At 73.3% G+C, this 18,267-nt stretch carries 20 protein-coding genes; 3 read left to right on the top strand and 17 right to left on the bottom strand.

Going from position 1 to position 18,267, the window contains the following annotated elements:
* Positions 1-2 precede the first annotated feature (2 nt).
* The 10 genes from ACFYPR_RS22890 to ACFYPR_RS22845 all read right to left on the bottom strand — a co-directional run bounded on the left by ACFYPR_RS22890 (position 3) and on the right by ACFYPR_RS22845 (position 8,920).
* Positions 3-974, bottom strand: coding sequence for a thiamine pyrophosphate-dependent dehydrogenase E1 component subunit alpha (locus ACFYPR_RS22890; protein ID WP_387262340.1), 972 nt, complete (start codon positions 972-974; stop codon positions 3-5).
* On the bottom strand, positions 971-1,762 hold the full coding sequence (locus tag ACFYPR_RS22885) for a DUF3050 domain-containing protein (protein WP_355137265.1): 792 nt from the start codon (positions 1,760-1,762) through the stop codon (positions 971-973). Before ACFYPR_RS22885 ends, ACFYPR_RS22890 begins: the two co-directional genes overlap by 4 nt.
* A gap of 1 nt (position 1,763) precedes the next feature.
* Complete coding sequence (locus tag ACFYPR_RS22880) at positions 1,764-2,693, bottom strand: phytanoyl-CoA dioxygenase family protein (protein ID WP_354860705.1); 930 nt, start codon at positions 2,691-2,693, stop codon at positions 1,764-1,766.
* Positions 2,690-3,781, bottom strand: coding sequence for a 4-hydroxyphenylpyruvate dioxygenase (gene hppD / locus ACFYPR_RS22875; RefSeq protein ID WP_355137267.1), 1,092 nt, complete (start codon positions 3,779-3,781; stop codon positions 2,690-2,692). The genes ACFYPR_RS22880 and hppD overlap by 4 nt, the downstream gene beginning before the upstream one ends.
* A 70-nt stretch (positions 3,782-3,851) precedes the next feature.
* Positions 3,852-5,090, bottom strand: a complete 1,239-nt coding sequence (locus ACFYPR_RS22870) for a beta-ketoacyl-[acyl-carrier-protein] synthase family protein (RefSeq protein WP_387262336.1) — start codon at positions 5,088-5,090, stop codon at positions 3,852-3,854.
* 22 nt (positions 5,091-5,112) lie between these two features.
* Complete coding sequence (locus ACFYPR_RS22865; protein ID WP_387262333.1) at positions 5,113-6,729, bottom strand: class I adenylate-forming enzyme family protein; 1,617 nt, start codon at positions 6,727-6,729, stop codon at positions 5,113-5,115.
* A complete protein-coding gene (locus tag ACFYPR_RS22860; RefSeq protein WP_354860712.1) occupies positions 6,726-7,220 on the bottom strand; it encodes a beta-ketoacyl synthase chain length factor in 495 nt (164 codons plus the stop codon). Before ACFYPR_RS22860 ends, ACFYPR_RS22865 begins: the two co-directional genes overlap by 4 nt.
* Positions 7,221-7,318: 98 nt before the next feature.
* Positions 7,319-8,416: a beta-ketoacyl-[acyl-carrier-protein] synthase family protein gene (locus tag ACFYPR_RS22855; protein WP_387262330.1), complete on the bottom strand. Its 1,098-nt coding sequence runs from the start codon at positions 8,414-8,416 to the stop codon at positions 7,319-7,321.
* A complete protein-coding gene (locus ACFYPR_RS22850) occupies positions 8,409-8,654 on the bottom strand; it encodes an acyl carrier protein (RefSeq protein WP_354862636.1) in 246 nt (81 codons plus the stop codon). The genes ACFYPR_RS22855 and ACFYPR_RS22850 overlap by 8 nt, the downstream gene beginning before the upstream one ends.
* A complete protein-coding gene (locus ACFYPR_RS22845; protein WP_354862635.1) occupies positions 8,654-8,920 on the bottom strand; it encodes an acyl carrier protein in 267 nt (88 codons plus the stop codon). Before ACFYPR_RS22845 ends, ACFYPR_RS22850 begins: the two co-directional genes overlap by 1 nt.
* A 30-nt stretch (positions 8,921-8,950) precedes the next feature.
* Here ACFYPR_RS22845 and ACFYPR_RS22840 point away from each other — a divergent pair, with 30 nt between their 5' ends.
* Positions 8,951-9,673, top strand: coding sequence for a 4'-phosphopantetheinyl transferase family protein (locus ACFYPR_RS22840; RefSeq protein ID WP_387262467.1), 723 nt, complete (start codon positions 8,951-8,953; stop codon positions 9,671-9,673).
* On the opposite strand, the gene ACFYPR_RS22835 is transcribed toward ACFYPR_RS22840, so the two are convergent.
* Together ACFYPR_RS22835 and ACFYPR_RS22830 are read right to left on the bottom strand one after the other, a co-directional pair.
* The gene (locus ACFYPR_RS22835) at positions 9,571-10,962 is read right to left on the bottom strand and encodes a class I adenylate-forming enzyme family protein (protein ID WP_387262328.1); all 1,392 of its coding nucleotides are present in this window, start codon (positions 10,960-10,962) and stop codon (positions 9,571-9,573) included. The two genes, ACFYPR_RS22840 and ACFYPR_RS22835, sit on opposite strands and share 103 nt — an antisense overlap.
* A gap of 357 nt (positions 10,963-11,319) precedes the next feature.
* Positions 11,320-11,766: a hypothetical protein gene (locus tag ACFYPR_RS22830; protein ID WP_387262325.1), complete on the bottom strand. Its 447-nt coding sequence runs from the start codon at positions 11,764-11,766 to the stop codon at positions 11,320-11,322.
* A 159-nt stretch (positions 11,767-11,925) separates the two neighbouring features.
* Here ACFYPR_RS22830 and ACFYPR_RS22825 point away from each other — a divergent pair, with 159 nt between their 5' ends.
* Positions 11,926-12,582, top strand: a complete 657-nt coding sequence (locus tag ACFYPR_RS22825) for a carboxymuconolactone decarboxylase family protein (RefSeq protein ID WP_387262323.1) — start codon at positions 11,926-11,928, stop codon at positions 12,580-12,582.
* A complete protein-coding gene (locus ACFYPR_RS22820; RefSeq protein WP_387262321.1) occupies positions 12,579-12,971 on the top strand; it encodes a DoxX family protein in 393 nt (130 codons plus the stop codon). Before ACFYPR_RS22825 ends, ACFYPR_RS22820 begins: the two co-directional genes overlap by 4 nt.
* Before the next feature lie 158 nt (positions 12,972-13,129).
* Here ACFYPR_RS22820 and ACFYPR_RS22815 read toward each other — a convergent pair whose 3' ends face one another.
* The 5 genes from ACFYPR_RS22815 to ACFYPR_RS22795 are packed head-to-tail and all read right to left on the bottom strand — an operon-like array spanning position 13,130 to position 18,266.
* Entirely contained in the window at positions 13,130-14,380 is a 1,251-nt protein-coding gene (locus ACFYPR_RS22815) for a beta-ketoacyl synthase N-terminal-like domain-containing protein (RefSeq protein WP_387179837.1), read from the bottom strand.
* Positions 14,377-15,651, bottom strand: coding sequence for a beta-ketoacyl-[acyl-carrier-protein] synthase family protein (locus tag ACFYPR_RS22810; RefSeq protein ID WP_387179833.1), 1,275 nt, complete (start codon positions 15,649-15,651; stop codon positions 14,377-14,379). The genes ACFYPR_RS22815 and ACFYPR_RS22810 overlap by 4 nt, the downstream gene beginning before the upstream one ends.
* Complete coding sequence (locus ACFYPR_RS22805; protein ID WP_354862623.1) at positions 15,648-16,052, bottom strand: cupin domain-containing protein; 405 nt, start codon at positions 16,050-16,052, stop codon at positions 15,648-15,650. Before ACFYPR_RS22805 ends, ACFYPR_RS22810 begins: the two co-directional genes overlap by 4 nt.
* Positions 16,045-16,827 (bottom strand): SRPBCC family protein, encoded by a 783-nt coding sequence (locus ACFYPR_RS22800; RefSeq protein WP_354862621.1) that lies wholly within the window; start codon positions 16,825-16,827, stop codon positions 16,045-16,047. Before ACFYPR_RS22800 ends, ACFYPR_RS22805 begins: the two co-directional genes overlap by 8 nt.
* On the bottom strand, positions 16,824-18,266 hold the full coding sequence (locus tag ACFYPR_RS22795; RefSeq protein WP_387179827.1) for an acetyl/propionyl/methylcrotonyl-CoA carboxylase subunit alpha: 1,443 nt from the start codon (positions 18,264-18,266) through the stop codon (positions 16,824-16,826). Before ACFYPR_RS22795 ends, ACFYPR_RS22800 begins: the two co-directional genes overlap by 4 nt.
* Position 18,267 lies beyond the last annotated feature (1 nt).

Raw genomic sequence — 18,267 nt, 5'->3', positions numbered from 1 at the left:
ATTCAGCCACCTCCGGTGCGGGCGGTCAGGCCGCTGGCGTACAGGTAGGTCAACGCGTCGGCCGGGTCGGGGTGCGGGCTGTCCAGGGCGAAGCGCACCGCCGCGTCGAGGGTCGCCTCGACCTCGGCGTCCACGGCCGCGCGCTCGGCGTCGGAGAGCCGTTCGCCCTGGATGCGCACCGGGTCCCGGGCCCTGCCCCGGCTCACCTCGTCGGGCGGGCGGTAGTCGAGGCGTACCGCGTGTTCGAAGGTGTGGTGGGCGTCGAAGCGGTAGGTCCGGGCCTCGATCAGCTCGGGGCCGCCGCCGGCGCGCATCCGGTCGACAGCGGCGGCCGACGCGTCGCGTACCGCCTCCGGGTCCTGGCCGTCGACCTCGACGGCCCGGATGCCGAAGGCGGCGGCGCGGCCGGCGATGCTGCCGGCCACCGCGCCGGCGACCGGCATGGTGGTGGCGTAGCCGTTGTTCTCGCAGACGAACAGCACCGGCACCCGCCACAGCGCGGCCAGGTTGAACGCCTCCAGCAGCATCCCCTCGTTGACCGCGCCGTCGCCGAAGAAGCTCACCCCGACGGTGTCGCGGCCCTGCCGTCGGCGGGCCCACACCGCGCCCGTGATGATTCCGCCGGAGGCGCCGACGATGGCGTTCGCGCCGAGCACGCCGATGCTGAGGTCGGCGGCGTGCATCGAGCCGCCCCGCCCGGCGTTGAGGCCGGTCAGCCGGCCGCACAGCTCGGCGAGCATCCGGGCCGGGTCGGCGCCGCGGGCCAGCACGTGCCCGTGCCCACGGTGGGTGCCGGCGAGCACGTCGTCGGCCCCGAGCGCGGCGCAGACGCCGGCGGCGATCCCCTCCTGACCGAGGTACGGGTGGATGCCGCCGACGATCTGCCCGCCGTGGACCAGCTCCACCGCACGCTGTTCGAACCGGCGGATCAGCCGGACCGTGCGGTAGAGCCGGACCGGGTCGGCGTCGGTCACGCCGGCCCCTTGACCGCTGCGAGGATGTCGTCCCAGAGCCGGGCGCGGGCGGCCAGGGCGGTGTTGACCGTGTCGGCGCACTCCTGCCACTTCGTGTCGTCGTCGCCGCACAGGTCGGCGAGCATCTGCATGGCCATCGGGGTGTGCTGCTCGCCGTCGACCTCGATGTGCCGTTCCAGGTAGTCGACGAAGGTGTGCAGCCGGTTGCTGCGCTCGTTGACCGCGACGACCTGCGTGAACATGTCCGGGATCAGGTCCTCCCGGCCGAACGCGAAGGCCGCCGCCTGACAGTGCACCGGGGTGGACTCGATGATGTGCCAGGTGGTCGCGGCGAACCGCGCGGACGCGGCCGGCGCCCCCGCCTCGGCGAGCGCGTCGGTCACCGGCCGGCCGGCGCGCAGCAGGTCGACGAGGGCGTTCATGGCGGTGGTGTCCGCGCCGGCCTCGGCCATTCCCCGCACGTACAGCTCGAAGTGACTGATGTAGCCCTCGCCCAGCTCGTCGCTCTCCTCCACCATGACGATGTCGTTGATGAGGCGGCGGCTGCCGGTCGGGCCGGTCGGAATCCAGGGGACGGTCACGCAGGTCAACTGCCGCTGCAACGACTTGAGCAGCGACATGAAGTCCCAGACCGCGAAGACGTGGTGCTCCATGAAGGTGACCAGCGCCTCGTGGGTGTCGAGGTTGGCGTAGAGCGGGTGCTTGACCACGGCGTCGCGTCGCTCGGTCACCGCCTGTTCCAGCCGTTCGATGCCCGGGTGCGTCCTACCCCAGTCGTACCGTGACATGTCAGCCTCCCTGCTGGGCGCGGTGGCGCCAGATGACCGGGCAGTAGTCGGGGTCCGCGTAGTCCGGCCGCCCGTCGTGGGTGCGGCGGACCAGCACGTCGTGGTTGTACGCGGCGAGCGAGCCGTCGGAGAGCGGGTACGCCCGCCAGGCGTTGTCGCCGTCCTGCAGGTGCAGCGAGATCGCCTGTCGGGGGCGACCGCTGACGTTGGGGCCACTGCCGTGGTAGGTGCGGCAGTGGTGGAAGCTCACGTGTCCCTTGGGGATCACCATCGGGATCTTGCGGATCTCGGCGCCGTTGTGTGCGGCGTTCTCGGCCAGCATCTCCTCCAGCTGGCCGCGGTCGCGGTCGGCGAAGTGCCGCACGACTGTGTCGTCGGCGCCGATCTCGGACCACCGGTGCGAGCCGTCGACCATGGTGATGGTGCCCATCTCCTGGCCGCAGTCGTGGAAGGGGATGAACGCGGTGAGCATCTTCTCCGACGACGACGACGCCCAGTAGTGCTTGTCGAAGTGCCACGGCACGATGTTGCTCGGCTCGCCGGAGATCGGCGGCTTGTAGATCAGCGTGGACTGGAAGACGCGGATCTCGTCGGCCTCGGCGAGCCGGGCGGCGACCGCGCCGATCAGCGGTTTACGCAGGATCGCGCCGAGGCCGTCGTGCTCGTGGTGGACGTAGTCGTTGTGCCGCTGCACCGGCCCCTTGGCGGGCTCCCAGTAGGCGAGCTTCGGTGGGCGCACCGGCAGCCGGCGGTCGCGTTCGCCGTCGTAGTAGCGCTGCGCGGCGGCGGCGAGCGCGTCCACCTCGTCGTCGGTGAACAGCTTCTTCGACAGGTACCAGCCGTGCTCGGCGTAGTGCCGCACGTCGTCGTCGGAGGGCAGCAGCGCCCTCTCCTGGGCGGTCAGCGTCGGTTCGTACTCGGTCGCGGTCATGCCCCCACCCCCTGTGGTGTCGCCGCCGCGGCGGCCAGTTCCCGCTCCTTGGCCTCGTACAGCGCCTTGATGTTGCCGCTGCCGAAGCCGCTCGCGCCCCGCCGCTCGATCAGCTCCAGGAACAGCGTGCGGCGCACGTGCATCGACTCGGCGAAGATCTGCAACAGCTGCCCGCCGTGATCGGAGTCGACCAGCACTCCCAGCTCGCGCAGTCGTTCCAGCGGGGCGTCCACCCGACCGACCCGCGCCTCCAGGGCGTCGTAGTAGCTGGCGGGGGTGCCGGCGAAGCGGACCCCGCGCCGGCCCAGCGACTCCACGGCGGCGACGATGTCGTCGGTACGCAGCCCCAGGTGCTGCACTCCCCCACCGGCGTGCTGGTCGAGGAACGCGTCGATCTGCCCCGGCCGGCGGGCCCGGTCGGGCTCCAGCAGCACCACGGTGACCTGCCCGGACGGGCTCTGCACCACCTTGGAGTTCATCCCCTGCCCGTCGACCTCGATGTGCTCCTCGAAGATCTGCGCGAAGTCGAACAGCCCCTCGAAGTGCCGGACCGTCTCGTCCAGCTCGCCGGACGGCACGCAGACCGCCAGGTGGTCGACCTCGGCGAGGACCGGCTTTCCCTCCTCCGCCGTGAACGGCGTCGGCGTGATCACGCCGGGCAGGAAGTCGGCCCGGCTCCCCCGGCGCTGCACCAGGCGGTGCCGCACGTCGGCGAAGCCCTCCACCTCGGCGGTCACCACCTCGGCGTCCGCGCCGGTCAGCGTGGTCGGTGGGGTCACGCCGGTCGCGCCCCGGCCCACCAGCTCGGCGTACGCCTCGGCGACGTCGCCGACCTCGACCGCGACGACCGCGATGCCGTCGCCGTGGCGCTGCACGTACCGGGCCGCCGGATGCTCGGCGCTCAGCCCGGAGGTGAGCAGCAGGCGGATGTCGCCGTGGCAGAGCAGCAGTGAGCGCTGCCCGGCCAGGCCGGTCTCCGGGCCACCCTGGCCGCAGATCTGAAAACCGACGGCGGTGCTGAAGTAGAAGGCCGCCTGCCGGGCGTCACCTACGTAGAGTTCGATGTGGTCGATCCCACGGATGTCCATGTTCAGTGCCCTTCCCCATGCTTCCCCCCGCGTTGCCGTCCGGACGCCCCCGTCCGGGATGCCGCGTCGCTCACCTCCTCGGCTCGGCGACCCGCGCGAGCAGCAGGCTCACGTTCTGGCCGCCGAACCCGAACGAGTTGGTCAGCGCGTACTCCGGGTCGGCCTTGCGGGGGGTGCCACGGATGTGGTCCGCCGGGCAGGCCGGGTCCGGGTCGTCGAGGTGGTACGTCGGTGGCAGCAGCCCCCGACCGAGCGCCAGCGCGGTCGCCGCGGCCTCCAGCACCCCGGAGGCGCCGAGCAGGTGGCCGGTGAGCGCCTTGGTGGAGCTGACCGGCACGCCGCCGTCGCCGAAGACGTCCGCGAGGGCGGTGGCCTCGGCGATGTCGCCGAGCTTCGTGCCGGTGCCGTGCGCGTTGACGTAGCCGACCGCGGCAGCGGGCACGCCCGAGCTGCGCAGCGCGCCACGGATGCACGCGGCCGCGCCGGCGCCGTCGGGGCGCGGGGCGGTCGGGTGGTACGCGTCGGTGGTCGCGCCGTAGCCGGCCACCTCGGCGTACCCGGTGGCGCCGCGTGCGGCGGCGTGCTCGGCACGTTCGAGCACCAGCAGCGCCGCGCCCTCGGCCAGCACGAACCCGGAGCGGGACGTGTCGAACGGCCGGCTCGCCCGGGACGGGTCGTCCCCGGCGCGGGCCAGCGCCCGCGCGTTGCCGAAGGTGTCGGCGAAGGTGGGGAAGAGCGGCGCCTCGCTGGCCCCGCAGACCACCACGTCGGCCTCCCCCGCCCGGATCAACCGGACCGCGTCGGCGACCGCCTGCGCGCCGGACGCGCAGGCCGTGCCGACCGACGAGCTGTAGCCCCGGATGCCGTGCGCGATGGCGATCCGCGCCGCCGGCATGTTCGGCAGGATGCCGGTGAGCAGGTACGGGCTGACCGCCGCGCGGCCCCGGGCGGCGCGGGCGAGCACCTGGGTCTCCAGGGTGGCCATCCCGCCGACCCCGCCGACGATCACGCCGATCCGGGACTCATCGACGTCGCGGCCCACCTCGATGCCGGCGTCGGCGAGCGCGTCGGCGGCGGCGAGCAGGGCGAGCACCACGATCCGGTCCAGCACGCGGCTCTCCGGCCCGGACACGACGCTGCGCGGGTCGATGTCCGGCAGCAGACCGGCGACGTCCAGCGACCCCCGCGCCGGATGACCGTCGGGCGGCCGGGTCAGCCCGGAACGGCCGGTGGTCAGCGCGTCGAAGGTCTCCTCGACGCCCCGCCCGACCGGGGTGAACAGACCCATCCCGGTGATCAAGGCCGTCACGACGGCGCTCCGGATCGCCCGCTCACGACGACGCCTCGCTCAGGTAGCGCTCGCGCAGGGCCACCTTGCGGACCTTGCCGGTCACGGTGACCGGGATGTCGTCCGAGCGCACCGGCACCACCCGGCGCAGCGTGGCGCCGACGTCCGCGCCGAGCGCGGCGCGGACCCGTTCGGTGCGGTCCTCGGCCTCGTCGGCCCCGGCCGCCAACTCCAGCAGCACGTCGGTGGCCACACCGCCGGCCTCTGCGACGATCACCACAGTGCAGTCGGTGACGTCCGGGCAGGTGGCGAGGATCTTCTCCTCGGACAGGGCGGTGAAGAACCGCCGGCCGTCTCCGGCGTCGACCGAGTCGACGGCCCGGTCCAGGTGGTAGTAGCGGCCGTCGGCGTCGGCCCGGACCAGGTCACCGGTGAGGTACCAGCCGCGCTGGCGGAACCGGTAGGTGGTGACCGAGTCGTTCCAGTAGCCCCGGAACAGCGACGGCGAGTCGACGCCCAGGAAACCCACCTCGCCGACCGGCGCCGGCTCGCCCTCGGCGTCGAGCACCGCGACCCGGGCGAACTCGTACGGCCGGCCGATGCAGCGGCCGTACCGGTCGGTGTCGGCGCGGTGGGTGACGTGGAACATGGAGTGCCCCATCTCGCTGGAGCCCAACCCGTCGATGAAGACCGAGCCGGGCACCCGGGCCACGCCGTCGCGGGTGACGGTGTCCCGCCAGCCGGTCGCGACCAGCCGGCGGATGTGCGGCTCGTGCGAGCAGTCGCCGGTGTTGAACCACAGCCGCACCGAGTCCAGGTCGTACCCGGACAGGTCGAAGCGGGCCAGCTCGGCCCAGGTGACCGAGAAACCGAACACCCCGTCGGGGCGCCAGCGCTGGATGGCGTCGAGCACCCGCTCGCCGCCCTGCTCGGACAGGAGGAACATCTCCGCGCGGTTGCCCAGCGCCTGGTTGACCATCAGCACGGTGGCGGTGTGCGGTGCGGGCAGCGCGTTGAGGATCCGGCGGGTGCCCTGCGCCTGCGGCATGGTGAGCAGGTGCCGGGTGGCGGCGAAGAGGCTGGCGTGCGAGTGCAGCACCGCCTTGGGCACCCCGGTCGTCCCGGAGGTGTGGGTGATCACGATCGGGTCGTCGGGGTGGTGCCGGTAGTGCGCCGGGGCCGCGGCCGGGTCGCCCGCGCCTGCCTGCGCGGGCGTGCCCAGCAGCGGTACGCCCAGGTCGTGCCCGGCCAGCAGCGCGGTGTGCGCGTCGTCGGCGAGCACACCGACGCCGCGCAGCCGGCGGATGTACTCGGCGGCGATCTCCGGGCGGAGCTTGCCGTTCATCAGCGCCGGGATCGCCCCGAGCCGGGCCAGTGCCAGGAAGCTCAGCACCATGTCGGCGGCGGCGGTGGCCCAGACGGCGACCGGGTCGCGGGGGCGTACCCCGCGCTCGTGCAGCCAGGCGGCGCGGGCGGCGACCCGCTCGTCGAGCTGGCCCAGCGTGAGCGGCGCCTGCGCCGGGTGCCCGTCGACGGCGGTGTCGAAGGTCAGGCCGGGCCCGTCCGGGTCGGCGCCGTGCGCCAGCACCCGGGCCAGCATGTTGCCCGCGCCCAGCTCGGTGTCGGCGGCCAACGCGCCGCGCAGTCCCGGTGTCCTCATGGTCGTGCTCCTCCCCCCAGCAGCACCGCGACCGCCTCGGTGGACGTGTCGGGCGCCTGTTCGATCAGGACCAGCAACACCTCGTCGGCGTCGCCGTCGTCGCGCAGCAGGGTCGCCTCGGCGGTGCCGTCGGCGTACGGGTCGCCGGTCGGGCTGAGGCAGACCACCGGGCCGCGCAGCCCCCAGCGGGCCGCGAGGTGCCCGGCGACGCTGTTGGGCACGGACTGGTAGAAGAACAGCGGGCCGACCCGTCCTCCGGCCTCGACCGTGGCCCGCACATGCTCCGCGCTGGCCCGGTCGCCGCTGGCGGTGACCAGCACGATCGCCGTCCGCGTCCCGGTGGGCACCGGCCCCGTCCCGTACCGTCGGCGCAGGCACCGCTCGGCAACGGCCACCACCACCGGCGCGAACCCCGAGAACACGAACCCCGGAACTCCCGGCACGTCCCCGTCCCCGTCCTCGGGCCAGCGAGCCCGGGCGAGCTCCCGCACCCCCGCCTGCCGCGATCGTGCGATTTCGGTAGTCGTTTCGCGTGCTTCCTGGGATTCGTCGGGACGGAAGGTGCACGATCGCGGGGAGGTCGGGGTGGTCACGGGGTGCCGACCAGGAGGGCGGTGTTGGCGCCACCGAAGGCGGCGTTGAGGGTCAGGGCGTGGGTCGCGGTTGTCCTGCGTGGACGGTCCGTGATGACATCCAGGGGGCACGCCTCGTCCGGGCCGCGCCAGCCGGCGTTGACGGGCAGTTCGCCGTGGCGCAGCGCCAGCGCGGTGACCACCAGTTCGAGCAGCCCGGACGCCTCCAACGCGTGCCCGTGCAGCGCCTTGGTGGAGCTGACCGGCACCTGCCCGGCGTACCCGTCGAGGGCCCGGCGCAGCGCTGCCGCCTCGGCGGCGTCGCTCTGCGCGGTGCCGGTGGCGTTGGCGTTGACGTAGCCGACGGCCTGCGGTGGCAGCCCGGCCCGGCGCAGCGCGGCGCGTACCGCGTGCGCCAGCCCGGTGCCGGACGGGTCCGGCTGGCAGGGGTGGAACGCGTCCCCGGCCCGCCCCCAACCGACCACGGTGGCCACCGGCTCACCGTCGCGTCGACGGGCCACCGCGCTGGACTCGAGCACCACCGCGGCCACCCCGTCGCCGAGCAGCAACCCACGTCGGCCGGCGCTGAACGGGCGTACCGCCCCGTCGTCGGAGAGAGCCCGGCCGGCGTCGAAGAGCGCGAACTGGTCCGGTTCGACGAGGTAGCCGGCGGCCACGACCGCCCGGTCCAGGTCGCCCCGGGCGATCAGCGTGGCGGCGTCGGCCACCGCCGTGCTCGCCGACACGCAGGCGCTGGTGTAGACGCGGGTCGGACCGGACAGTCCGCCGCCCTCGGCGAGCCGAGCCGCCAGCGCGGACGGGCCGGGCGGGCCGCCGTGCACGGCGAGCAGCAACGCGCACCCCGCCCGTCGTACGTCGGTCAGGCCGGCCGCCGCGCAGGCCGCGTCGATCGCCGCGGCCAGCTCGTCGGCGAGGGTGCCGACGTCGGGCAGGGTGGCGGCCACGGCGACCCGGCGGGCGGTGGTGTCGAAGCGGCGTACCGGGCCGAACGCCGGCTCGCCGGCCAGGACGCCGGCGAGCTGCGCGTCGGCGCCCCGACCGAGGGCGCTGACCGCGTGCACACCGGTGAGCTGGGCGACGGGTGGCTCAGCCATCTGCGGTAGCGGCCAGCGACGCCCGGAAGACCACCAGGGCGTCGTCGACGGTACGGATGCCGGCCAGGTCGTCGTCGGTGAGATCGAGCCGACGCTCGTAGCGCTGCTCGATGAGGTGCACGAGCCAGGCGAGTTCCATCGAGCCGATCCGGTCGGGGACCTCGGCGGCGGGTTTCGCGGTGAGTTCGGCGAGCATGGTCAGCAGGTCAGCTCGCCCCAGGTCGGGCTGACCGGACATCAGGCGTTGTCGCTCGTCGCCTCGGCGACACGGTCGGCGACCATTGTGGTGAACTCGCCGACCGTCATGAGGGCCAGCTTCTCCGACTCGTCGTCGGCGAACGTCACGCCGTAGCGGTCCTCGACGCGGACGGACAGGTCGGCCAGGGCCAGCGACTCCAGGTCGACGCCGGACGGGCCGAGCGTGGTGTCGTCGTCGAGCCCCTCGACGTCGTAGTTCATGTCGGCGAGCTGCTCGACGACGAAGGCACGGACCTCGGCTCTCATGGATACCCTCTCTGCGTGGGCCAACTGACGGTGTCCGATCGGGACACCGCGTACGTGTGGGTCGGTCGGGACACCGGCGGTCGGCCGGGTCCCGCCGTGCGGTTGCTGCGGCGGGCGGGCGCGGCGCTGCTCGGCCGCGCCGAGGCGGAGGTGGTGCTGGCACACGGCCCCGCCGGCAACCCGGTCGTACGGGTCGCCGCTCTGGCGGACCCGGGGCCCGTCGAGCTGCCGGTCAGCGTCAGCCGGGCCGGTCAGGTCGTGGTGGTCGCGGCCCGTGCGGCCGGCCCGGTCGGCGTGGACGTGGAGGAGATCCGTCCGCTGCCCGCGCTCGCGCTGGCCCGCCGCTGGTTCTCGGCGGACGAGCTGGCCTGGCTGGCCGGTCGACCCGAGGTCGGCCGGGCGGCGGAGTTCCTGCGGCTGTGGACCGCCAAGGAGGCGGTCGGCAAGGCGCTCGGCCTGGGGCTGCGCGCCGGCGGACTGCTCCGGGAGATGCCCCCACCGGTCGGGCCCGGGCTGCCGCTGCGCCCGGTGCCCGGCCGCGAACCCCTGCGGGTCGGTCATCCGGAGCTGGGTGGCGGTCTCGTCCTGGCCGTCGCGGTACGCGCCGAGGCGGGCGTCGACGTCGACGTCGAGGTGGTGCAGCGGGCCGGTCACGACGTCGCCGACCGCAGCGCGCCGGTCGAACGGACCAGCTTGCCGGTGGTGGTGCGGGGCAACGCATCGAGCAGACGCAGCACCCGGGGCCGCTTGTAGCCGGCCAACCGCTCGGCGAGGAGCTTGTCGAGCATCTCCTCCGACAGCGGGCCGTCCGGCTGGACGTACGCGGTGATGCCGTCGTCCCACACCACCACGGCGGCGGCCACGCCGGGCAGCTCGGCGACGGTGGCCTCGACCTCGGTGAGGTCGACCTTCATTCCGCCCACCGAGACCTGCGAGTCGAGCCGGCCGCGCACGGTGACCAGGCCGGATTCGGCGTCGACGGTGCCGGCGTCGCGGGTGTGCAGCCAGCCGTCGGCCCAGCGGGTCGGGTCGCTCAGCCCGACGTACGGCGACGCCGGGCAGGACACCCACAGCTCGCCGCCGGACTCGCGGACCTCGATGCCGGGCGCCGGGGCGATCGACGGCCGGTGCGCTCCGTGCAGGTCGGTGCCGATCACCCCGACCTCGGTCATCCCGTACATGTTGCCCAGCGGCACCCCGTACCGGTCGGTGAACGCCTGGGCCACGGCGGCCGGCACGAGTTCGCCGCCGGTGGTCATCCGCCGCAACTGCGGCAGGGGGTCGGACGGCCGCGTGGAGGCGAGCAGACCGATGTGGAACGGCACACCCAGCACGGTGGCCGGTGTCGGGTCGGCGGCGATCGCGGCCAGCACGGCGTCGCCGCTGAGCCGCTGTGGCGGCACCAGCTCGACCCCGGCGTGCAGGCCGTAGAGCAGGCCGCCGACGAGCCCGAGCACGTGCACCATGGAGGGCAGCAGGATGATGCGCTCGCCGGGCAGCGGCACGCCGTCGATGCGCGTGTAGCGACCCACCTCGGCGACCAGGTCGGTGGCCGTACGGCCGATCACCTTGGACGGTCCTGTGGAACCGGAGCTGAGCTGGATCACGGCGTGCCCGCTGACCGCCGGCCGGTCGGCGTAGCGGGTGATGCTCTCGGTGACGTCGACGAAGACCTTCAGCGCGCCGCCGGAGGTCCGCAGCGGCGCGATCACCACCTGCGGGGTGAGCCGGGCCAGGGCCCGATCCACCTCGTGGTCGGTCAGCCGGTGGTCGAGCAGGATCGCCTGTGCGCCAGTGCGCCAGGTGGCCAGCAGGTTCACCACGTACGCCAGCGACGGCGGCAGTCGTAGCGCAGCGGCGCCACCGGGGCGCAGGCCGGCAGCGATGAGCCGGTCCTGCGCGGCGGTCACCAGCCGGTGCAGGGTGACCCGGTCGATCGATTCCGGCAGGCGGAGACAAACATCGGTCGGATGGCCGGAGAACAGGATGTCGTCCACCCATCCGGGGTCTTCAGCCGTAAGGTTTCCTGTCGATTGATCCATCGCCCTCGCCGTTCAACCCGCAGCACAAATTAGGGCATAGCTACCGTTTGTGAACAACTTTCGGGGTGCTGACGGAACCCTACGACAGCCGCGCGGAGCATCGCTAGATGCAAATGGCTAGATCAAACAGAGCGCCCGGACCGATTGCCACATACCGGTGCCCACCGTCACTCGGACCACCATCACGGCCCACCATCCATGATCGACTCGGGTTCCGTGAAGCCGGGGCGTCCGGCTGAGCGGGATACCGCGGCCTCCGGGAACCCGAGTCGATGTGGACCGCCGCGCGGCAGTAGACATGAGTGCCGCGTTGCAGGCCGGCGTGAATCGGCAGCCGGTGGGTGTGGGCGAGTTCGGTCAGTCGACGGTGCTGGGTGCGGTCGACGTGTCCGCCGGCGCAGGTAGCAGTTGGCCGATGAGGATTTCCGTCAGCCATTGTTCGTACCGCTGCGGAGACCAGCCTCGGTCGCTGACGAGCAGGCGGTAGACCTCCGGGGACGTGAGCGCGTTGATGATGTCGTCGGCGTCGCGTTCGCGCAGTGTCGGCTGTAGGGCGCCGGTGCGCGCGAGGGACCGCGCGAACTGCGCGTGGCCGTGTTGCCTCTGCCGCGTCAGCTCGGCGAGCAGTGCGGCGGCATCGGGATCGGTGCCCGCCGCACTGACGAGAATCCGGTGAACAGGCTCGGCCCTGGACATGATGCCGCGGACGAGGCCGGCCAAACCTGACAGCTGTTTCCTGGGGTCGCGGTCGGCGAGAAGCGCACGGACCATGGGCCGGTCGGGCAACGCTACGAGCGGGTTCATCTCGCCCGCCTCGCGCCGGCCCGGGGTGATCGGGCGGGATCGCTGAGCGGCGGATCACCGGACCGTCGTGGTCAATACCAATCGGACCAGTCCCGGCCGTTTCAGGCCATGCCCGCCGTCGCGTCGGCAGAGGTGGATTGACGTCAGAGGAGGCCAGCAATGGCACCGTACCTGCCCCCGATCGACAAGCCGCGGGGCCCGATCATGAAGATGGTGTATGCCGTCAGCCGCCGCCAGTTCGGCAAGGTGATGACCCCGATCAAGGTGCTGCCCCCTCGCATGCCCCTCGCGTTCGGGTCCTTCTACGGCAAGCTACCGAGACTGGACCGGAAACTCCGGCTTGCGTCGCAGACCGCGCTGCTCATCCGCGAGCAGGTGGCGAGTACCAACATGTGCATGTTCTGCATGGACGCGGCCAGGTGGTACGTCATGACCAAGACGCCCGACGACCTGGCGCGGCTGGACGCGCTGCCGGAGTACCAGACCAGCCCGCTGTTCACCGATGCCCAGCGCGCGGCCCTGGACTACGCAACCGAGCTCACCCGCGACAAGAAGGTCGAGCCCACCACGTTCGCCCGGCTCACCCGCCACTACACCGAGCGCGAGGTCTGCGACATCGTCTGGCTGGTGGCCAGCGAGCACCTCAACAACATGACCAACATCGGCCTGGGCATCGGATCAGACGGCTTCTGCGAGCTGGCCCAGCGGGCCGGGACGAAGGGCCGGGTCCGCGCCCTGCCCGCCCCGCCGTCAGACGTGGCCCGCCGGACCGACGACGACGCTGCCGCCGGCACTGCCCGGGAGCAGCAGTCATGACCACGGCACCCACCACCGCCCGAGGTCTTGGCCGGGCCAGCGCCTATTGGGTCACCACCGCAGCCATCGTCGCCGAGTGTGCCATCGGCGGCACGATGGACCTGCTCCACATGCCGCCGTTCTACCCGGCGATGATCGACCTCGGGTATCCCGGCTACCTGGCCACCATCCTGGGAACCGCGAAGCTCATCGCCGGGGTGGTGGTGCTCGCGCCCCGCCTGCCACGGCTGAAGGAATGGGCCTACGCTGGCATCCTGATCAACATGATCGGTGCTGCCGCCTCAAACGTCGCCACGCGTCAATCGGCCACCGCTCTCATCCCACCTGCCATGGTCGCCGGGCTGGCGCTGCTGTCCTGGACGCTGCGCCCACCAACCCGACGGCTCTAGTACGGCATCCGTGTGCTCCTCGGATCGACTCGAGGTCGCCGATGTGGGGGCATCCGGACGCTCGGATACCCCCACAGCGCCGATCTGGAGTGGATCACCGCCGCTGGATGGGGTCTACCGGGCCCGGACCAGGAAGACCACTCAGGCCCGCTGCTCGCTCATGGCGTCTCTCCCCTCGCCGGCGCGGCCCCCCGCAGGACCAGCGCGCTGTTGAACCCGTCGAAGCCCCGCGCGCAGACCAGCGCGAGCCGACTGCGCGGCCGGCGATGCTCGCGCAGGAAGTCCAGCTCGCACCCGTCGGCCACCTCGTCCGGGGCGGCGGACGCGGGCAGCGTGTCGTGCGCGAACGCGAGCAGCGCGGTGGCCACGTCCAGCGCCGAGCCGCCCTGGTGTGCCCGGCCGGTCAACGGCTTCTGGGTGGTGACCGGGGGCGGCCGATCGGCGAACACGGCGCGCAACGCCTCGGCCTCGCTGCGGTCGTAGCGGAGCACACCGAGAGCGTCCGGCAGCACCACGTCGATCCCGGCCGCCGCGACACCCGCCCGGTCCAGGGCCAGCCGCATCGCGCGGGCGTACTGGCCCGGATCGCCGGCGCTGTCGGCCGTGGTGTGCGCGGCGTCGTGGGTGGCGCCCCAGCCGCTCACCTCGCCGTAGATCCGGGCGCCCCGCGACAGGGCGTGCCCCAGCTCCTCCACCACGAACACCGCGCCGCCCTCGGCCGGCAGGTAGCCGCTGGCCGCCGCGTCGAACGGCCGGTACGCCCGCTCCGGGTCGGCGACGTCGCTGAGCAGCCCGGAGCGCAGCTGGCAGGCCAGCGCGTACGGACTCAGTGGACACTCGGTCGCCCCGGCGATCACCACGGGCGTGCCCCGGCGTACGGCGCGGGCGGCGTGCGCGAGGCTGTCCAGCCCGCCGGCCGTCTCCGCGACCAGCACCCCGCTCGGCCCCTTGAACTGGTGGTGGATGGAGAGCTGCCCGACGCTGGCCGCGTAGAACCAGGCGATCGACTGGTACGCGCCGACGGTGCGCGACGTCCCGCCCCACAACCGTTGCAGCTCCCGCTGGCCGAACAGGTTGCCCCCGGACGAGCTGGCCAGGGCCACCGCGTAGCCGTACGGGTCGGGTGCCCGCTCGGGCAGGCCGGCGTCGGTAAGCGCCAGCCGGGTGGCGGCGAAGCCGAGGTGCGTCCACCGGTCGGTCTGCACCAGTTGCCGGCTGTCGGCGTAGGAGTCGGCAGTGAAGTCGGGGACCTCGCCGCCGAAGCGGGTCGGGTAGCCGGCCGGGTCGAACAGGGTGATCGGCCCGGTGCGCCGGGTGCCGGCCAGCACGGTGCGCCAGTGCGCGTCCACGCCGACGCCGCTCGGCGCGACCACCCCGATGCCGGTGACGACCGCCCGGCGGGCGCTCACGCCGGCACCGTCGGAGGCAGTCGAGAGAACACCATCGCCGACTGGAAGCCGCCGAACCCGCTGCCCACCGACAGGGCCACGTTGACGGGCACCTCCCGCGCCTCGTTGGGTACGTAGTCCAGGTCGCACTCCGGGTCGCGGGTGCTCCAGTTGGCCGTCGGCGGCACGACGCCGAACTCGATCGCGAGGGCGCAGGCGGCCATCTCGATCGACCCGATCGCGCCGAGCGAGTGCCCCACCATCGACTTGATCGAGCTGATCGGCACCCGGTACGCGGCCTGGCCCAGCGCCCGCTTGAACGCGGCCGTCTCGTGCCTGTCGTTCTGGCGGGTCCCGGAGCCGTGGGCGCTGATGTAGGAGACCTGCTCGGGGATGATCCCGCCCTGCCGCAGCGCGTCGGTGACGGCGAGGCCCATCTCCAGCCCGTCCGGGCGCAGCCCGGTCATGTGGTAGCCGTTGCTGCGGCTGGCGTAGCCGGCGACCTCGCAGTAGATGTGGGCGCCGCGCCTGCGGGCGTGCCCCGCCTCCTCCAGCACCAGCACCGCCGCGCCCTCGGCCAGCACGAACCCGTGCCGGTCGGCGTCGAAGGGACGGGAGGCGTGCGCGGGGTCGTCGTTGTCGGGGCTGGTCGCCTTGATCGCGTCGAACGAGGCGACGGTCACCGGTGAGATCGGCGAGTCGGCCGCGCCGGCCAGCACGATGTCCGCCTCGCCGTCCACGATCAGCTGGTGGGCGTAGCCGATGGCGTCGATGCCCGACGTGCAGCCGGTGGAGACCACCTGCGCCGGGCCGTGCAGCCCGTGCCGGCAGGCCACGTCGGCGGCCAGGCTGCTGGGCACCAGCGCCTGGTAGAGGTACGGGCCGCCGAGCGCCGCGTCGACCAGCCAACGCCGGCCATGGTCGCTGACCCGCACGTACTCCTGTTCCAGGGCCATCGTGCCGCCCACGGCGGTGCCGAGCACCACCCCGGCGCGGTCCCGCTCGGCGTCGCTGAGCACCAGGCCGGCGTCGGCGATCGCCTCGGTGGAGCAGGCCAGCGCGAACTGCACGTACCGGTCGGCGCGGCTCCGTTCGGCGTCGGTGAGCCCCGCGGCGATCGGGTCGAAGTCGCACTCGGCGGCGATCTGGGAGCGGAACGGCGACGGGTCGAAGAAGCTGATCCGCCGGGTGGCCGTACGTCCCTCGGTGATGGTCTTCCAGAAGCGGTCCCGGCTGGCGCCGCCGGGAGCGACCACCCCGATGCCGGTCACCACCGTGCGACGCCCGCTCACGACCCGCCCCGTTGCTCGACCAGCTCCGTGTCGACGTGTCCCAGCTCCGGACGCGGGGCCAGCGGGCCCAGGTGGAAGACCACCTCGGCCGGCTCGGACCCGGTGTTGCGCAGCCGGTGCCGCACGTTGACCGGCACGAACAGCGCCTCCCCGGCCGCGACCTCGGTGGGCTGGTCGTCCAGGTCGACCGTGATCGCGCCACGCGCCACGTACAGGAACTCCTCGCTGTACGGGTGGTAGTGCTCGGCGATCCGCTCCCCCGGCGCGAGGGTGGCCACCCCGAGGAAGCCCGAGGTGCTGCCGACGGTGCGGGGCCCGAGCAGCACCCGCAGTTCGCCGCCGCGCCGCCGGTCGGCCGGTACGTCCGCCGCGCCGATCGGCCGGGTGCCCAGGTCACTCATCGCCGGCCCCCGTCGACTCGCCGGCGGCAACCGGGCTGTCCTGCGCGGCGCCGGCCGCCGGGCTGTTCTGCTCCTCGCGCTGCCGGGCGATCCGCTCCACCCGGTCCTTGATCACCGCGAGTTGGATGACGCTGTTGGTGTTGATCCGCTCGGTCATCCCGGCGTTGTCGACAGGCGCGGTGGGCTTCATGGCGAAGTCCTGCGTCCAGGTCATCCGGGTGCCGCCGGCCTCCTCGGTGTAGCGCCAGTGGATCCGCATGTACTCGAACGGCCCGGTCTCCACCCGGTGCGCCCGCACCTGTCGGCTGACCGGGTCGGCGGTGCGTTCGCTGACCCAGCTCCACGCCACCCCGGCCTCGTCGGGGTGCATGGTGAGCCGGAACCGCACGGTGTGCCCGTCGCGGTGCAGGATCTCCACCACGGCGTACTCGGTGAACAGCTCGGTCCAGTTCGCCACGTCGTTGGTGACGTCCCAGACCAGCGCGAGCGGCGCGTCGATGACCACCGAGTTCTCGGTGTGCCCGGGCGGGTCGGTGCGCCGGGCGACCAGGTCGGCCACCGCCGGGATGCTCAGCTGCCCGGCCTGCTCGGGGATGCTCACCTGCCACCGGTCGGCGACGACCGCGGAGAGTTCCAGCAGGGCGAGCGAGTCCATGCCCAGCTCTTCAAGTGACGCGGCGGGCGCCCGCGCGGCGGCGTCGGCGTCCAGTCCGCAGTGCGCCACCAGGATGTCGGTGATCTCGGCGGTCATCGGGCGACCATGGGTGACGGTCATCGGGTCCTCCGGTTGGATACGTCGGGCTCCGCGGCGGGCGCGGCGCGGGGTGTGGGGGTGGCCGTCGGCCGCTGCGCGGGCACCGGCGGCGAAGCAGCGAGCAGGCGGTCGACCAGGCCAGTGGTGTAGCGGCCCTTGCGGAACGCGGCGTCGTCGAGCACCCGCCGGACGAACCCGATGGTCGTGTGCATGCCCGGCCCGGCGATGTCGAACTCCTCCAGGGCACGCTCCAGCCGGTTGAGCGCCAGCTCCCGGTCGGGCGCCCAGACGATCACCTTGGCCAGCAGCGAGTCGTACCAGGGGCCGACCAGGTAGCCGGCGCTGGCGTGGGTGTCCACGCGGGTGAACGGGCCGCCGGGCGGGGTGAACCGCTCCAGGCGGCCGGGCGTGGGCGCGAAGCCCCGCTCCGGGTCCTCGGTGTTGACGCGGCACTCCACGGCGACGCCGTGCAGCTGGATCTCCTCCTGCCGCCACCGCAGCGGCACCCCGGCCGCGATGTGCAGCTGCTCGTGCACCAGGTCGATCCCGGTGACCATCTCGGTGACGGGATGTTCCACCTGGATCCGACAGTTGATCTCCAGGAAGTGGAAGCGTTCCTCGGCGTCCACCAGGAACTCCAGCGTGCCCGCGCCGACGAAGCCGACCTCCAGGGCACCCCGCAGCGCGGTCTCGGCGATGGCGTCGAGCGCCGCGGCGGACAGCGCCGGAGCAGGCGCCTCCTCGATGAGTTTCTGGTGCCGGCGCTGCACCGAGCAGTCCCGGGTGCCCAGGTGCACGCCGTTGCCGTGGGAGTCGCAGAGCACCTGCACCTCGACGTGCCGGGCCTCGGTGAGGTACCGCTCGACGTACACCCGGTCGTCGCCGAAGGCGGCCTGCGCGGCGGCCCGTGTCCGCGCGTACGCCCGGGCCAGCTCGGCCGGACGGCGCACCACGGTCATCCCCCGGCCCCCGCCCCCGGCGGCGGCCTTCACGATCACCGGGTAGCCGACGGCGTCGGCGACCTCGGCCGCCGCGGCGGCGGTCGCCACCGGCGCGACGCTGCCCGCCGGCAGCGGCAGCCCGGCCCGGCTCATGAGGGCCCGGGCCGAGGACTTGTCGGCCAGCGCCGCCATCACCGCCGGCGGCGGGCCGATGAACGTCAGGCCGTTGTCCACGCAGATCTCGGCGAAGTCGGCGTCCTCGGAGAGGAAGCCGTACCCGGGATGCACGGCCTGCGCGCCCACCTGCCGGGCCGCCTCCACGATCGCGGCGGCGTTGAGGTAGCTGCGTCGGCTCGACGCCGGCCCGATGCGGACGGCCTGGTCGGCGAGGCGCACGGCCGCCGAGTCGGCGTCGGCGGCGGAGTAGACCACCGCCGTGCGCACACCCAGCTCCCGACACGCCCGCAGCACCCGCAGCGCGATCTCACCCCGGTTGGCGATCAGCACGGTCTCGAACATG

Origin of the sequence: Micromonospora sp. NPDC005254, from assembly GCF_042872525.1 — a bacterium.
Lineage (GTDB): Bacteria > Actinomycetota > Actinomycetes > Mycobacteriales > Micromonosporaceae > Micromonospora.
This window is presented reverse-complemented; position numbering and strand designations above follow the sequence as displayed.

What these genes read in the sequence shown, in the direction of transcription:
- ACFYPR_RS22885 (WP_355137265.1), bottom strand. Translation starts at nt 1,762, where the DNA reads ATGTCACGGTACGACTGGGGTAGGACGCACCCGGGCATCGAACGGCTG.
- ACFYPR_RS22880 (WP_354860705.1), bottom strand. Translation starts at nt 2,693, where the DNA reads ATGACCGCGACCGAGTACGAACCGACGCTGACCGCCCAGGAGAGGGCG.
- hppD (WP_355137267.1), bottom strand. Translation starts at nt 3,781, where the DNA reads ATGGACATCCGTGGGATCGACCACATCGAACTCTACGTAGGTGACGCC.
- ACFYPR_RS22865 (WP_387262333.1), bottom strand. Translation starts at nt 6,729, where the DNA reads ATGAGGACACCGGGACTGCGCGGCGCGTTGGCCGCCGACACCGAGCTG.
- ACFYPR_RS22855 (WP_387262330.1), bottom strand. Translation starts at nt 8,416, where the DNA reads ATGGCTGAGCCACCCGTCGCCCAGCTCACCGGTGTGCACGCGGTCAGC.
- ACFYPR_RS22850 (WP_354862636.1), bottom strand. Translation starts at nt 8,654, where the DNA reads ATGTCCGGTCAGCCCGACCTGGGGCGAGCTGACCTGCTGACCATGCTC.
- ACFYPR_RS22845 (WP_354862635.1), bottom strand. Translation starts at nt 8,920, where the DNA reads ATGAGAGCCGAGGTCCGTGCCTTCGTCGTCGAGCAGCTCGCCGACATG.
- ACFYPR_RS22835 (WP_387262328.1), bottom strand. Translation starts at nt 10,962, where the DNA reads ATGGATCAATCGACAGGAAACCTTACGGCTGAAGACCCCGGATGGGTG.
- ACFYPR_RS22830 (WP_387262325.1), bottom strand. Translation starts at nt 11,766, where the DNA reads ATGAACCCGCTCGTAGCGTTGCCCGACCGGCCCATGGTCCGTGCGCTT.
- ACFYPR_RS22825 (WP_387262323.1), top strand. Translation starts at nt 11,926, where the DNA reads ATGGCACCGTACCTGCCCCCGATCGACAAGCCGCGGGGCCCGATCATG.
- ACFYPR_RS22820 (WP_387262321.1), top strand. Translation starts at nt 12,579, where the DNA reads ATGACCACGGCACCCACCACCGCCCGAGGTCTTGGCCGGGCCAGCGCC.
- ACFYPR_RS22805 (WP_354862623.1), bottom strand. Translation starts at nt 16,052, where the DNA reads ATGAGTGACCTGGGCACCCGGCCGATCGGCGCGGCGGACGTACCGGCC.
- ACFYPR_RS22800 (WP_354862621.1), bottom strand. Translation starts at nt 16,827, where the DNA reads ATGACCGTCACCCATGGTCGCCCGATGACCGCCGAGATCACCGACATC.
- ACFYPR_RS22795 (WP_387179827.1), bottom strand. Translation starts at nt 18,266, where the DNA reads ATGTTCGAGACCGTGCTGATCGCCAACCGGGGTGAGATCGCGCTGCGG.